This is a genomic window from Candidatus Sororendozoicomonas aggregata, from assembly GCF_031528575.1.
Lineage (GTDB): Bacteria > Pseudomonadota > Gammaproteobacteria > Pseudomonadales > Endozoicomonadaceae > Endonucleibacter > Endonucleibacter aggregata.
Genome location: NZ_JAVLSP010000093.1, coordinates 1 through 14,617 on the forward strand (window position 1 = coordinate 1; position 14,617 = coordinate 14,617).

A 14,617-nucleotide genomic window follows, 5' to 3' on the forward strand; every position below is an offset into this window, starting at 1 on the left:
TCGTCAAATAGCCCCACTATTATCCTCAGAAGCAGAAATTTTTATCCTCAATTTCTCGTAATCCTCGCTACGGGCGCTATTCTCGGTCAGGCTCCTAGACGATAGCACCCATCAAGCATCTTGTTCTGGGTAATTTTGTTTTTTTAGGGAGGGCACTGATTTTGCGGTTTTTATCAGATAACCCCACTGTACGCATCAACCTTTAACACATTCTACCGGTTATTTTTTCCTGCTCCTTGCCAAAGTTAGAATATACTGGTTTTCAGATTGAACACTGACCAGGTTTTTTGTTGTTAAATTGTAAAAGCCATCAATGTCAATACTGAAAGAAACACTTACTGAAAAAATAATCGCTTATGAAACGATATTTCTCACCCTTACTGGGCCTTTCTGTTTTTTCTCTGGCCTGTGGGTATCTCATGACCCTTATCCCCCTGCGACTTAATAACGCCATGGGTGATGATGTGTTAGTGGGCTACATGGGCGGAGTTTATTACCTCGGGTTATTGGCCGGTTCATTCCGTACTGAGCGAACAGTAACCCGGGTTGGACATATCCGATCCTTTGCCGCGTTTATGGCGCTATTGTGCTCTTCCGTGCTCAGTCTGGCGGTGTTTGACGCTGTTGCGGCATGGTTTTTTTTACGATTTCTCAATGGTCTGGCGGTAGCCGGGATCTTTGTGGTGGTGGAGTCATGGCTGTTATGTGAAAGTGATGAAAAAGATCGCGGTCGCGTATTGGCCTTTTACATGGTAGCCCTATATGGCTCCAATGCCCTGGGCCAATTATTCGTTGGCGTGCTTGACAGTACGAGTTATTTGCCATTTTTTGTGGTGGGCATTTTGTTTTCGTTATCAATCTTGCCGCCGGCGTTGACCCGGATACCTTCCCCGGAGTTAAGCAATAACAGTAGTATCAATCTTATTAAACTTTTCAAGTTGACACCCTCCGCTATGATTGGTTGTCTGGCTGCCGGAATGGTGCTTGGAGCCCTGTACTCCCTTTTACCCGTCCAGTTAATGTCAGGAGGGAGTGAGGAGGGAACTCTGGGTCTGAAACTGGGCATCACCATGTTCGGAGGCATGCTGTTGCAATATCCTGTCGGACAATATTCGGACTCTGTAGACCGGCGAAAGGTATTGGTTGCTATCAGCCTGGCAGGTTGCCTTGGGTCACTTCTTTATGTGGTTTGGCCTGCTCAGGGCTGGTTCCATATGTTGTTACTTTTTCTGATCGGTGGTACGACGTTTACCCTGTACCCGCTGGCAATCAGTCATGGTTGTGATCATTTAAAGCGAGAGGATATTATTGCGGGCACCCAGGGGTTGTTATTGGGCTATAGCAGTGGTTCCTGTATCGGCCCAGTTATTGCCGGCTATTTTTTACGTGGGCATGAGAATGGTCTGATGATTTATTTTGCCATTATTATGGGGTTGACCGGCTTATTTTTTCTGGTGCGTATTCCCCGGCGTCCCGCTATTTATTCCAGTGATAATCAGCCTTTTGTGCCAGTACCTACGACCACGCCTGTTGTTACACAAATAGATCCCCGAAATGGTGAAATGAATGAGAATGAAATAGACCCCAAAAATCAGACAGTGGTGTAAGCTCTGATCAATAGCAAATCGGATAGAGCCATTAAGAGCCAAAAGCGCGCGCAATACAGTTCAAATTTCAAGTCGAAGGTTGCCCTCGCAGCCATCAAAGGTGATCAGACAACCGCTGAGATTGCCGCGCGTTTTGAGATCCACCCGACCATGGTAACGACCTGGAAACGCGAGCTTCTGGAGCGTGCCCCAGAAATTTTCAACAGTGATCAGGGTAGCCAGTTCACCAGTGACGCTTTCACAGGTGTACTTAAGGAACACGGCGTTCAGATCAGCATGGGTGGCAAAGGATGTTACCGGGATAATATCTTTGTCGAGTGGCTCTGGCGTAGTGTAAAGTACGAATGTGTTTACCTGAAGGCGTTTGACAATGCCGCTCAATTGAAAGACGAGCTGAGAAAGTATTTTCAGTTGTATAATGGGTTCCAGGGAGTTCGCTAAAACTTGAGAAAATTAACCACTTCCTTCTCCCGATTTTACTGGTCTGCGGAGCACCATTAGTCAAGAAAAGCGCTTCTAAAATAGCAGCTCCCTGGAACCCATTAAGAGCCTTATTGTATCGCGAGTATTGTGAGGCTCCTCCAATAAGGGTAATTTTTGTCCACGACAAAAACAGATAATTTTATAAGAACTTTCTGATTTTTAGCGCTATTTGCTGAAAATACTTAAAAGTACCCGCATTCTCTTTTTTTCGTCACCGGCAAAACTTGGGAAAGTAGTGTGAAAGTAGGCAAATATCAGGACGTTGCCCACTTCAATGGTTGCGATTCCCACCTTCATTAGGTATTGTCATCCGCGTTTTTCAGTAAGAAGGAGAGGATGCTGACTATACTCTGTCCCCATTATTGTTGTTTAACTGTCAGCAACCCCCAGCATTTTTCCAGGGTCTTTGCCTGTTCGCGAATCTGAACGTGTCAGGCAGATATCATGACAGAAACTCTTCCGCCTTTTTTTCAGCCTAAAGAGGTGCAGAAATGCCCCAGAGTCTTTTGCGATACACTAATATTCTCAGTATTGTCGGTGACCTTATTCGCGTGCATGTGCCCAACCTTAGCGAAGGCAGCGCCCAGGCAAACTACGGCGATCTTGCCTTGATTGAACAGGATGGACAAGGCTACTCCCTGGCGCAAATCATCAAGATTGATCACGAAGAAGTATCCCTTCAGGTGTTTGCCGGAACCAAGGGCCTGTCCACCAGAGCGACTGTGTGCTTTCTGGGTGAGCCCATGAAGACAACCTATTCGTCTAATATTCTGGGGCGTATTTTCAACGGTGCTGGTGAACCCATCGATGGTGGCCCTTCACTGGAGCAGGACCCTAAAGTTGAAATTGACGGGCCTTCTGTCAACCCTGTACGCCGGGTGTTGGCCTCACGCATGGTTCGTACTAACGTACCGATGATTGATGTATTCAACACGTTGGTTGAATCGCAAAAAATTCCGATATTCTCTGTTGCGGGCGAACCGTATAACCGTTTTCTGGCACAAATTGCCATCGAGGCTGAAGCGGACATCGTCGTATTTGGTGGTATGGGGCTTATTTTCGATGATTATCACTTTTTCAAAACCGAGTTTGAAAAAGCCGGGGTATCCTCCCGTACGGTAATGTTCACCAACCAGGCCTCTGATCCCACCGTAGAGCGGTTGTTGACACCTGATATGGCGTTGTCCGTGGCTGAGCACTTTGCCGTAAAAGAAAACAAAAAAGTCCTGGTTCTCCTGACGGATATGACCTCGTACGCTGATGCCATGAAAGAAATCGGTGTGGCCATGGACAAGATCCCTGCCAACCGGGGTTATATGGGGGATCTTTATTCCCAGCTGGCACGTCGCTACGAAAAAGCCTGTGACTACAAAGGTGCCGGTTCGGTAACTATTCTGGCGGTGACCACCATGCCCGGGAACGATGTGACCCACCCTGTCCCCGATAATACTGGCTATATTACCGAAGGGCAGTTCTATCTTCATGAAGGCGTGCTGGACCCCTTTGGCTCACTTTCCCGCTTGAAGCAGATGGTACAGGGAAAAGAAACCCGCGATGACCATAGTACCATCATGAATACCATGATTCGCTTTTACTCTGACGCGGTCAACGCCCAGCAAAAGCAGGCGATGGCCTTTGAACTGTCTAACTATGACCTGAAAACCATCAGATTCGGTGAGATGTTCAAAAAACAATTCATGGCACTGGATGTGGTACTACCCTTGGAAGAAGCCCTTGATCTTGGTTGGGAAATGATGGCGGAATGTTTTGAGCCAGAAGAAACGCTCATCAAGCAGAGTTTGCTGGAAAAGTACTGGCCCAACAAAGACCAGGTCTGTGCCCCGGAAGCCCTTGCCAAAGCTGAGGCGTAACCATGGCTAAAGTAGCCCTTAATAAAAGTGCGCTGAATAAGGAAAAGCGCGGCTTGAAAACTTTTAATCGTTACCTGCCAGCGCTGGAACTCAAGCGACAGCAGCTAATGATTGAACGCAAAAAAGCGGAAGAGGCTCTGGAGGAAACCCAGGGAGCCCTGAATGATGTTGAACGCCTGGTCAGAGCACAGCTTCCCATGCTGGCTCGAGATGATGTTCAGGTTGAGAATCTGGTCAAGGTAACGGGTGTCAGGTTAACGACAGAAAACATTGTAGGTACACGGGTGCCGTTAGTAGAGCGCGTTGAGATCAGCCTGACACCCTATAGCGATCTGGCTAAACCACACTGGGTGGATTACCTGGTGGAATTACTGCAACAGATGATCCGCCTGCGTATTGAGTTGCAGGTACGTCAGCTGCGCTATCAGGAATTGGATAAAGCCACACGCACGACGTCACAGCGGGTAAACTTATTCTCCAAGGTTTTGATTCCCGAGACCCGGAAGAACATTCAGAAAATTCAGATTTATATGTCAGACCAGGATCGTGCGGGTGTTGTGAACGCCAAACTGTCCAAAGGTAAACTGGCACAGGCAGCCAGGAGGCAGTAAATCAAAAGCAGTTCTGACCCTGTCAGCACTGGTAATGATCTGTAAAAAACAATGGCGATAAAACCACTCAATAAAATCACCCTGTACGGGCCCGAGGATGACAAAACACGGGTTCTGAAAGAGCTTCAAACGTTAGGCTGTATGCACCTGATTCCTTTGTCAGAGCCAACCTCAGGTGACAGTCGGGCTTTTATGCAACCGGCACAAGCCAAAGAAGCCCTGGCATGGCTTGAGCGTTGCCCGCGACAGCGCCGACAGGTGCATGACAAACAGTCACAATGCATCGACACTATCGTTGATAAGGTGCTGGCTAACAAAGGGGCCGCGCGCGCAAAGTCCGATGAGCGCGATAAGTTGGAAGAGCGTATTCGTGAAGTACGTCCCTGGGGAGAGTTTTCCCTGCCGGATCTCTCTGATCTCAGTGATCAGCGGTTGTGGTTCTATGTTATTCCCAATGGGGAAATGAACACGCTGAGCGCTGTTGAACTACCGTGGGATATCATTCATCAGGATCATAAACGCAGTTATGTCATCGTGATTGCTGAGCAAGAGCCAGAAGAAGGATTGCTGCCCGTACCTCGCTCGCGTATTGGCAAGAAGTCTCTTTCTGCCTTGGAGCAACAACTGGAAGAAGCGGAACATGCCCTGGAGGATCTTCATGCTGAGCGGGAATCCCTCAGTCGTTGGCGCTACCTGCTTGGTCAAAGTCTGGCCGCGCGCCACGATCAGGCGGAGTTGTACCATGCTGGTCATACCGCGCAGGACGAAGACCAGTTTTTCCTGGTGCAGGGTTGGGTGCCCGTTAGTGATCAGCAGGCTGTGGAGGCTTTTGCCGCGAACAATGGTATCGCGGCGATTATCCAGCCACCGGAAGACGAAGATACTCCGCCAACTCAGTTGGACAATCCCCAAAGTACCGGTGGCGGTGCTGATGCCCTGTCCTTCTTTCAGTTGCCCAGCTATCGGGCCTGGGACCCGGGCAATGCCGTGTTTTACTCCTTCTCATTATTCTTCGCCATGATCATGAGTGACGCGCTGTATTGCGGTGTTTTTGCCCTGATCCTGTTTAGCCTGCGGGGAAAAACGCGAAGCACCGAAACGGGTAAACGTCTGCTTAATATGGGGTTGTTTATGTCCGGCCTTGGCATTGTCTGGGGGGTGCTGGTTGGGAGTTACTTTGGCGTCGCGCCGGCGCAAGGCAGCTTCCTTGCCAGCGTGGCCGTGTTTGATTTACACCACTACGACTCCATGATGAAACTGTCCATTTCCATTGGTGTCGCTCACCTGCTGGTTGCTAATCTGGCAACCTTCTGGGTCAATCGGTCAAGATTGTATGCCCTCGCCCCCGCAGGCTGGACACTGTTGATCTCCGGTGGATTAGCATTCTGGCTCAGCTATATGGGTGATCTTCCCAGGAGCTGGCAGCAACACCTGGCGCCGGCGATGATGATCATCGGGGCGGCACTGGTCTTTTTGTTTACCAGTACCCGCCCGATACGCAAGTTCACCGACGTGATCTTGCGAATATTCGATGGCTTGCTGGCGTTGTTTAATGTCACAGGTGCTTTTGGTGACGTGCTCAGTTATATGCGTCTGTTTGCCCTTGGCCTCTCAGGTGCCTCATTGGCGATGACGTTTAACAACCTGGCCGCTGAAGCCATGCACACTACGCCTGTTTTTGGGGTACTGTCTGCCGGTTTGATTTTGCTGCTCGGTCATGTGCTGAATTTCTCCCTTTGTCTGATGAGTGGTGTCGTTCACGGCATGCGTCTGAATGTTATTGAGTTTTGTAACTGGGGTCTGTCTGAAGAAGGCTACCCTTTTAAAACGTTTAGTAAAAAAGAGGACTAACAATGGAAGATCTGATTCTTGCCCTGGGCTGGCTCGGCGTGTTTGCGCCTATCGGGTTGGGCGCTATCGGCAGCTCCATCGGCTGCTCGGTTGCAGGACAGGCTGCCTGTGGCGCCATGCTGGATGTGGAAAGTGGTTATGGTAAATATATCGGTGTCTCCGCCATGCCCTCTTCTCAGGTTATTTACGGCATTGTGATCATGTTTATCCTCAACGGTATTGGTATTACTGAGCAAAGCGCGCCCGGGATTTTTGGCGTTGGCATTCTGACCGGTTTTGCCTTGCTGTATTCATCGATTTATCAAGGCCATGCTGTTGCGTCTTGTATCAATGCTTCTAAAAACAAGCCCGATGTATTTGGTCTATCCATCGCGCCTGCTGCCATCGTTGAAGGCTTCTCAGTCTTTGCGTTTGTCTTTGCGCTCGTCATTGCCCAGGGCATCACGCCATAACAACACGCGGCCTTTCCCACGCTGAGGGAGAGGCAACCGACAGGATACAGGATTGAAAAATGACCGCTGCAATTACCCCTGAAGGAAAAACGGTTTCCGTTGGCGTCCAGGAACTGATTGAAAAACTCAAAAACCAGGGCGTACAAAATGGCCGGGACCAGGCCAACGCTATCGTTAGCAAGGCAGAAATACAAGCCGGGCAACTGATCAAAGAGGCTGAGCAAAAAGCGCAAGGGATTGTGGACAAAGCCCGTGAAGAAGCCAGCTTTATTACCAAGGCCGGGCAGGAGGCTCTTGAGCTGGCAGAACGCAATGCCATTTTAGAACTGAAAGATTACTTGCTTAACCAGTTTTCTCAACAGATTCGTGGCGTGGTAAGCCATACTATGGCTAACGATGAGCTGCTGGAAAAAATGATTCTTCAAGTGGCTGGCGATAACGCCCTGCACAGTGAAGAACACGTGAATGTTGTGCTGCCCCAGAAAATCATTGGCGTTGATGAGCTTCGCGATAGTCCAGAGCTGCTGAAAGAGGGCGGGCTGCTCGCGTTTGCCATGAGTCAGGCCAGCACTATGCTGCAAAAAGGCGTGACCTTTACTGTGGGCAGTGCCCAGCAAACAGGTATCACTTTCTGCCTGAAGGACAAGAATATCGAAGTGGAACTGTCTGACGAGGCTGTCTCTGCCGTGTTGCTTCGTCACCTTCAGCCACGGTTTCGTGCGCTCCTTGAAGGTATCATTAAATAAGGGGGCCTGCTGTGGTCGAAAATAGCTACTACACTTTGCTGACATCGCTGCCACACATTGATTCACTGTTCCAGAGCAAGATCACCCCTATCTCGCGGATACAGCTCGATCGTCGCCTGTCCATGCTCGGGCGCAATGATCGAGACATGCTGGTTAAGGTTGAGCAATTAATGCACTGGAGCCATTTGGGCGATGATGTCGAAGAAGCTGCCCTGATCAAAATGGCGCCTCGTCTGCTAGCTGAACTTGATAGCGCCGCTATGCGCGAACTGGTGAACTGGCGTCTTGATATGCGCACTGTGGTGGCGGCCCTGCGCCGTAAAATGCGAGATGCCCCGGCCCCTGCTATTCCCCACTGGAGCTATGGCACTCGCTACGCCTACATCCGAAGAAACTGGAACTCCCCGACGCTTGCTTTGCAAAATACCTTTCCGTGGATTGTTGATGCTGTGGAGTGCCTGGATAAAAAAGCTTACAAGCAACTGGAAAAAATCCTGCTTGGGGCCGTGTGGCATAAGCTCGATGAGATTGGGGTCAATCATCGGTTTGATTTTGAAGCCGTGATGATTTACGTACTGCGCTGGAACCTGGTAGCCCGCTGGACCAGTTATGATGGCGAGCAGGCTATTGGCCGGTTTAATGATCTGACGGAGCGCGCGCTGGGTGAATTTGCTGCCCGGCTGCCCCAGCCATAAGTTTTCACAATGAACAGGTTCAATTCATGAGCAAACAGACATCAACCCCATCCACCGCCGAATCTACGGCCCAGGTTGTGGCCGTTCTCGGTGATATTATCACGGTCGAAAGCCTTGAAAATAGTAGCAAGCCATTGGTTAAAAACGAGGTGGTTTATGTGCTGCCGAGTCGGCGCGCCAATGAGAGCGTTGACGAACAACTGATGGCGGAAGTACTGCGGGTGCGCGGCAATACGGCGGATATTCAAGTGTATGAAGAAACCCGTGGTGTCGCTGTTGGTGATAAGATTATTCAAACAGGACAGATGCTATCCGTTGATCTCGGGCCGGGTATTCTGGGACAGATTTATGATGGGCTGCAAAATCCCCTGGAACGTCTGGCGGCACTGCATGGTAATTTCCTTCAACGGGGCGTGCAGTTAGAGTCCCTTAATCACAGTCAGCACTGGGCGTTTACTGCCACCGCGAAAATAGGGGATAAACTGCACGCTGGTCAAACCTTCGGCACTGTGCCAGAAGGGCGTTTTACCCACCAGATCATGATCCCCTTTGATATTGACGGTGAGGTGGAGGTCGTGTGGATTCAGGAAGGTAACTTTTCCGTTGACACGGTTGTTGCCCGTGTAAAAAACAGTCACGGTGAAGAAGTTCCCCTCACCATGTACCAGCGCTGGCCCGTGCGTAAGTCCATTGCCGGTACACTGGCCAAAAAAGGGAAAACAGCTCGCCAGTACCCTAATGCGCCACTGATTACTACCCAGAGAATCGTTGATACCTTTTTCCCCATTGCCCGTGGTGGAACAGGTTGTATCCCGGGTCCCTTTGGTTCGGGTAAAACGGTACTTCAGCACTCGTTCTCGCGCTACTCCAACTCTGATATCGTTATTGTGACAGCCTGTGGTGAGCGTGCGGGTGAAGTGGTGGAAACTATCGAAGAGTTTCCTCATTTGCAAGACCCAACCACCGGGGGCGCGCTGATTGACCGTACTGTGATTATCTGTAATACCTCGTCCATGCCGGTAGCAGCTCGTGAAGCCTCTATTTATACCGGGTTAACACTGGGAGAGTATTATCGCCAGATGGGCTATAACGTGCTGGCACTTGCTGACTCTACCTCCCGTTGGGCACAGGCCATGCGTGAAACCTCTAACCGCCTGGAAGAGATTCCGGGTGAAGAAGGTTTTCCTGCCTATATGGACTCGGCCATTAAGGGGGTCTATGAGCGCTGTGGTGTCATCATCAATGAAGCGGGTGAGGAAGGCTCTCTGACGATGGTAGGCTCTGTATCCCCTGCCGGCGGCAATTTTGAAGAGCCTGTCACGCAGGCGACACTGGGGACGGTGAAAACCTTCCTGGGCTTGTCTTACGAGCGTGCTTACAAGCGATTCTACCCTGCCATTGATCCATTGATTTCCTGGTCTCGTTATCTGGATCAGCTGGCCGACTGGTACGGTGAAAACTTGTCGCCACAATGGGTCAGCGGTGTCAAGGAAATGCAGGATTTACTGGTGCGTGGCGATAGTATTCATCAAATGATGCAGGTCACGGGTGAAGAGGGTATCACCCTGGACGATTATGTGACTTACCAGAAATCCCTCTTTCTGGATATGGTCTATCTTCAGCAGGACGCTTTTGATGATGTGGATAGCAGCTGCCCTATGCAGCGTCAGAAGGACTGTTTCGAGTTAGCCATCAGCCTGATTCGCCAGTCCTATGATTTTGCCGATAAGGACGCTGCCCGTGGTTATTTTGTGAAACTGACAGGGCTGTTCAAAAACCTGAACTATTCCCATGGCGGTTCCCCTGAATATAATAGCTACATTGCTAAAATTCAGGCTTTCCGCACGGGCTACCTCTCCAACTCTGTGGCAGCCTAGGAGCCTGTCCGAGAATAGCGCCCTTAGCGAGGATTGCGAGAAATTGAGGATAAAAATTTCTGCTTCTGAGGAGAATAGCGGGGCTATTTGATGAAGAAGCAGGAATTTTTAGACCAATTTATCGCAACCGCAGTAGGGCAGTCTATTCTCGGACAGCCTCCTAGATCAGAAATCTGTTCACCCGGTGGCTGATATCCAGTGGCCGCCTGTTTTTTTTGCCTGCCTTCCTTGCAAGACATCCGAATTCTGCTAAAAATGAGATAATTTTTATTTGTTTTTACACCCATAAGTAATATCAATGGCCTTTTCAGGAGTGTATTGAATGATGGTGACTATGCCCGTACGGCTGTGCGTAAAACTGCTCTTTTGTCTCTTTCTTGCCTTGGCTTGTATGCCCGAAAACAGTTTCATGACGATGATGTCCTCAAATGCGAATGCCACTGAACAAGACCCATGGGACAAGGGGTCGGACAGTGATTTAGATGATGACGATCAAGATGAGAATGACGTCAATGAGGAGGATGAGGAGGACGAGGATGAAGACGAAGATGAGGACGGCTACGACGATGAAGAAGATGATGGCAGTTATGAAGATTGAAGGTGCTTCACAAAGGCGTAAGATAATTGCGTGCTATCCGTTAAAAGATAAGCCATACGCGGACTGACATACACGCCTGTGCGTGAGAGTTGGTGATTTGAGATCTTCTTTAGCCTGACTTTCTTCAGGCTTTTAAACAGTTGCCGCTTGCCCGGTTCTTCCAGGTAGGGTACTTGAACGCTCTGATTGAAGGTCGCCCAGTCTGAATCTGTGATCGCACCTTTTTTCAATACGACAGCCATTTGATCAACAATGGCGTCGCTCAGTTGAGTCAATTGTTGACGAATCAGGCTTAAATCCGCATGTTGATCGGGTAAAGGGTTTAGGAGGAGTATTGCACGGTAACGGTACTGAATGACCTTGGCAATAGTGATCTGCGCGACAAAAAACTCCCGTACCAGGGCAGGATCAAGTCCCGCAGCTACCGCCTTGCTGACAGTTAGGGTCAGCACGCGCGTTTCCTGGGGGATATCTTCTATCGCCTTATGGTGTCGGGCCTTGTATAGCCCAACGGCAGGCATCAAAGACAAGCGCTTTTCAATGAGTGCGAAAAGTTGGTCTTTTTCACTGGTATTATCAGCCACAGCCAGCGGAACTATGTGCATCCAGAGGCATATCAATAAAAGCATACGAACCATGCTTACCTCCATCGTTGAATAAACAAGCGCCGAATACTGCTTGTCGTGACCATCTTCCCATAACGACAACGATAAAAGTTGGTAGGCCAATACTCTTGTGCGCGCAACATGCTGGTCGTTTGATAATAGATCGTTTTCTCATTAGTTGCGTGACTTTTAACTTGAATTCAGGTTAAAAGGGCAGTGTGGTGGGTTCAGTTCTTGCCCTTTAAAGCACCGTGGCGTCTCCGCCAACTGTAAAATCCTGCCTGATGCCATTGTGCTCACGCCCAGGCTTGTTGCTGGCGCAGGCACGCGGCCGGGCATTGACTGTTTGATAGCGTTGTCGAGGGGCTTTAGAAGCCGTCTTAAAAGTCATGCTCCTACTGCGGCTGCGATAAATGGGTCTAAAAAGTCGCTTTTGTTCGTCAAATAGTCCCGCTATTCTCCTCGCAAAAGCGACTTTTTATCTGCCATTTCTCGCCGTCCTCGCTACGGGCAGACTTTTAAGACTGCTTCTTAGGAACGCGTAAAGTACGAATGTGTTTACCTGAAGACATTCGACCATGCTGCTCAATTGCAACAAGGGCTGAAAAGGTATTTTCAGTGGTATACTACTGAGTGACCTCATCAGCTGTTGGGTGATAATAGATCCGACCAAGTCTACTTTAAGCAGGAAGCGAGCCGGACGAACTGTAAATCAGACCTCAAACAGCTATCTCAAACAACTATCTTAAGAAACTATGCAGCGTATTTCATCCTTATGGGGATCGCTGGGGGGGCCTTCAACGATCTGGTAGAGAGTGTAACTTCCTCTGATTTCAAAAGGTTTACGGCAACATGGACATCTGGGTAATCTTCCCATTAAGTCTAACCATTCGGTGGAATGGCAATAGTTAAAGTACCAATCCAGATTTCTAATGTGGTCTGCAAGAAATCCGGGGTCGTCGGGTTTATGAAGAAGTCTGATATCATTATCAGTGAGTTCAACACGACGCGGATGCAGATTGCATGAATAGTAAGGTATGCAACACATACAGCAGGTAGCACCGAGTATGTAATATAAATACATGTTAGTGTTTGGACCACACGCTCTTACTGCTTTGCGACAGCAATAAGGGTGCATTTGTGGAGACTCAGAAGGATCCAGGTAGATACTGGGTACACCAAGCAAAGCCAGTACACAATTCTCATGAAAAATATGGCCGCACCCTTTTAGCTTGCCTATTACATTACCGACCTCATAATTTTCCAGGCATATAGCGCACACTGGATTATTAAGTTCAGTTAACGGCATCTGAGGATGATCAGTATTGTCTTGATTGAGAGGGGGGGCATAGCCCCTTTCCGTGAATGAGGGTTGAACGGTAATAGGCCCTGGCTTTGTAAATGTGTCATATTCATTTTGCATAATGAAGTGATCCCCAAAAATCAAACAACCTGAGTGGTTAGTTAAGCTCTGATCTACCGTTCGTCAGGCTCGCTGCCTGCTTAAAATAGACTTGGTAGGGTGTATGATCACCCAACCTGATGAGGTCGCTCGAGATTATACAACTGAAAAGACTTTCTCAGCCCGTCTTTCAATTGAGCAGCATTGTCAAATGCCTTCAGGTAAACACATTCGTACTTTACACTAAGCCAGAGCCCTCGACAAAGATATTATCCCGGTAACATCCTTTGCCATCCATGCTGATCTGAGCGCCGTGTTCCTTAAGTACACCTGTGAAAGCGTCACTGGTAAACTGGCTACCCTGATCACTGTTAAAGATTTCTGGCGCTCCATAACGATCCAGTGCCTCCTGAAGGGCATCTACGCAGAAGTCAGCCTCCATGGTATTGGACAATCGCCAAGCCAATACCCGCCGACAGCAGTCCATAATGGCAACCAGGCTCCTAGCTCCAGGGGAATATACGTCAGATCCGTTGTCCATACCTGATTGGGGCGACTGATGTACAGTTCTTTCAACAGACAGGGATAAACCCTGTGCCCCTTACCCCAGACTCCATAAAAACGTACACATCTTACCTGCGTGATCCATAAAAGGGGGAGGTCAGGTATTGCTCGTCTATCAGGCGCGGCAACGACAAATCCTCCGGTAGATCTTTGTGTGGCTAGTAGTAGACTGCTGACCGTGACACGCCAAGTAAACGACACTGGTTGATAATAGATACATCCGGGTTACTATGCTCGACCAGAGAAAGGCGAAGACCTTTCTTCAATGATCGAGCTTTCGTGCTAAGGGGCTAAAAAACGTGCGGCAATCTCAGTGGTTGTCCGATCACCTTTGATGGCTGCGAGGGCAATCTTCGACTTGAAATTTGAACTGTATGGTTTGCGCTTTTGGCTCATGATGGCTCTATCCAATTTGAGATTGATCAGAGCTTACACCACTGTCTGATTTTTGGGGTCCATTTCACTCAAGCAACTATGCAGCGTATTTCATCCTTATGGAGATCGCTGGGGGGGCCTTCAACGATCTGGTAGAGAGTGTAACTTCCTCTGATTTCAAAAGGTTTACGGCAACATGGACATCTGGGTAATCTTCCCATTAAGTCTAACCATTCGGTGTAATGGCATTCGTTATAATACCAATCCAGATTTCTAATGTGGTCTGAAAGGAATCTGGGGTCGTCGGGTTTATGAAGAAGTCTGATATCATTATCAGTGAGTTCAACACGACGCGGATGCAGATTGCATGAACAGTAAGGGATGCAACACATACAGCAGGTAGCACCGAGTATGTAATATAAATACATGTTAGTGTTTGGGCCACACACTCTTACTGCTTTGCGACAGCAATAAGGGTGCATTTGTGGGGGCTCAGAAGGGTCCAGGTAGATACTGGGTACACCAAGCAAAGTCAGTACACAATTCTCATGAAAAATATGGCCGCACCCTTTTAGCTTGCCTATTACATTACCGACCTCATAATTTTCCCGGCAGATAGCGCACACTGGATTATTAAGTTCAGTTAACGGCATCTGAGGATGATCAGTATTATCTTGATTGAGAAGGGGGGCATAGCCCCTTTCCGTGAATGAGGGTTGAACGGTAATAGGCCCTGGCTCTGTAAATGTACCATATTCATTTGGCATAATATTGTTCCTGATCATCTACTTTTGTACACTACTTGAGCATTATAGATGCCTTTTAAAAAAAGTAATTATACATAATAACTTTGTCGTTTTTTTATTTTCAAGTGATGCCA

The 14,617-nt window shown here is 48.7% G+C and carries 14 protein-coding genes and 2 pseudogenes; 10 read left to right on the forward strand and 6 right to left on the reverse strand.

The window, feature by feature from the left end; genetic code table 11:
* Window positions 1-356 precede the first annotated feature (356 nt).
* The 9 genes and pseudogenes from V4C51_RS14660 (at window position 357) to V4C51_RS14700 (ending at window position 10,193) form a co-directional block, all read left to right on the forward strand.
* On the forward strand, window positions 357-1,607 hold the full coding sequence (locus V4C51_RS14660) for an MFS transporter (protein WP_330926930.1): 1,251 nt from the start codon (window positions 357-359) through the stop codon (window positions 1,605-1,607).
* Window positions 1,608-1,796: 189 nt separating this feature from the next.
* Window positions 1,797-2,027, forward strand: a pseudogene (locus V4C51_RS14665) (integrase core domain-containing protein); the annotation flags it as partial.
* 554 nt (window positions 2,028-2,581) lie between these two features.
* Window positions 2,582-3,961 (forward strand): V-type ATP synthase subunit B, encoded by a 1,380-nt coding sequence (locus tag V4C51_RS14670; protein ID WP_330926931.1) that lies wholly within the window; start codon window positions 2,582-2,584, stop codon window positions 3,959-3,961.
* A gap of 2 nt (window positions 3,962-3,963) precedes the next feature.
* Entirely contained in the window at window positions 3,964-4,572 is a 609-nt protein-coding gene (locus tag V4C51_RS14675; protein ID WP_330926932.1) for a V-type ATP synthase subunit D, read from the forward strand.
* A gap of 51 nt (window positions 4,573-4,623) precedes the next feature.
* On the forward strand, window positions 4,624-6,423 hold the full coding sequence (locus V4C51_RS14680; protein WP_330926933.1) for a V-type ATP synthase subunit I: 1,800 nt from the start codon (window positions 4,624-4,626) through the stop codon (window positions 6,421-6,423).
* Between the two features lie 2 nt (window positions 6,424-6,425).
* Window positions 6,426-6,875, forward strand: coding sequence for an ATP synthase subunit C (locus tag V4C51_RS14685; RefSeq protein ID WP_330926934.1), 450 nt, complete (start codon window positions 6,426-6,428; stop codon window positions 6,873-6,875).
* A gap of 59 nt (window positions 6,876-6,934) precedes the next feature.
* A complete protein-coding gene (locus V4C51_RS14690; RefSeq protein ID WP_330926935.1) occupies window positions 6,935-7,621 on the forward strand; it encodes a hypothetical protein in 687 nt (228 codons plus the stop codon).
* An 11-nt stretch (window positions 7,622-7,632) separates the two neighbouring features.
* Window positions 7,633-8,316: a DUF2764 family protein gene (locus V4C51_RS14695; protein WP_330926936.1), complete on the forward strand. Its 684-nt coding sequence runs from the start codon at window positions 7,633-7,635 to the stop codon at window positions 8,314-8,316.
* Between the two features lie 26 nt (window positions 8,317-8,342).
* Window positions 8,343-10,193 (forward strand): V-type ATP synthase subunit A, encoded by a 1,851-nt coding sequence (locus V4C51_RS14700; RefSeq protein ID WP_330926937.1) that lies wholly within the window; start codon window positions 8,343-8,345, stop codon window positions 10,191-10,193.
* Between the two features lie 267 nt (window positions 10,194-10,460).
* Here V4C51_RS14700 and V4C51_RS14705 read toward each other — a convergent pair whose 3' ends face one another.
* Window positions 10,461-10,604 carry a hypothetical protein gene (locus V4C51_RS14705; protein WP_330926938.1) on the reverse strand — a complete coding sequence of 48 codons (144 nt, stop codon included), beginning with the start codon at window positions 10,602-10,604 and terminating at the stop codon, window positions 10,461-10,463.
* A 4-nt stretch (window positions 10,605-10,608) separates the two neighbouring features.
* On the opposite strand from V4C51_RS14705, the gene V4C51_RS14710 reads away from it, so the two are divergent.
* Window positions 10,609-10,791 carry a hypothetical protein gene (locus tag V4C51_RS14710; RefSeq protein WP_330926939.1) on the forward strand — a complete coding sequence of 61 codons (183 nt, stop codon included), beginning with the start codon at window positions 10,609-10,611 and terminating at the stop codon, window positions 10,789-10,791.
* Here the strand turns inward: V4C51_RS14710 and aroQ are convergent.
* The 5 genes and pseudogenes from aroQ to V4C51_RS14735 form a co-directional block, all read right to left on the reverse strand.
* Window positions 10,779-11,429, reverse strand: coding sequence for a gamma subclass chorismate mutase AroQ (gene aroQ / locus V4C51_RS14715; protein ID WP_330926940.1), 651 nt, complete (start codon window positions 11,427-11,429; stop codon window positions 10,779-10,781). The two genes, V4C51_RS14710 and aroQ, sit on opposite strands and share 13 nt — an antisense overlap.
* 208 nt (window positions 11,430-11,637) lie before the next feature.
* Window positions 11,638-11,787, reverse strand: a complete 150-nt coding sequence (locus V4C51_RS14720) for a hypothetical protein (RefSeq protein ID WP_330926941.1) — start codon at window positions 11,785-11,787, stop codon at window positions 11,638-11,640.
* 354 nt (window positions 11,788-12,141) lie between these two features.
* Entirely contained in the window at window positions 12,142-12,819 is a 678-nt protein-coding gene (locus tag V4C51_RS14725) for an RING finger domain-containing protein (protein WP_330926942.1), read from the reverse strand.
* A gap of 37 nt (window positions 12,820-12,856) precedes the next feature.
* Window positions 12,857-13,761, reverse strand: a pseudogene (locus V4C51_RS14730) (IS3 family transposase).
* 65 nt (window positions 13,762-13,826) lie between these two features.
* A complete protein-coding gene (locus V4C51_RS14735) occupies window positions 13,827-14,504 on the reverse strand; it encodes an RING finger domain-containing protein (protein ID WP_330926943.1) in 678 nt (225 codons plus the stop codon).
* Between the last annotated feature and the right edge of the window lie 113 nt (window positions 14,505-14,617).